The 208-nt window shown below is 37.5% G+C and carries 1 pseudogene; it reads right to left on the minus strand.

Annotated elements, in window-relative coordinates:
- Positions 1 to 207: pseudogene (locus RV13_RS20635) on the minus strand (ATP-binding protein); the annotation flags it as partial.
- Position 208 lies beyond the last annotated feature (1 nt).

Genomic DNA, 208 nt, shown 5'->3' on the forward strand with positions numbered 1-208 from the left:
AGGAAAAAAATGAATATAAAGCAACATCATACTTCCTGAAAGAGCGAGACTTCCAAGCAGACATACTAAATCTTTCATGGACCAAGCGATTTCAATAGTGGAAAATGATACCTTAGAAAGACCAAATTGTCTAAGCTCTGGAAAATAAAAGACGCCCATCCAACCGATGAATAAGGCACTTAGCCAGCCAAGAACAAAGTGATAAATC

Source organism: Enterococcus raffinosus (assembly GCF_001886185.1).
GTDB classification, from domain to species: domain Bacteria; phylum Bacillota; class Bacilli; order Lactobacillales; family Enterococcaceae; genus Enterococcus_A; species Enterococcus_A raffinosus.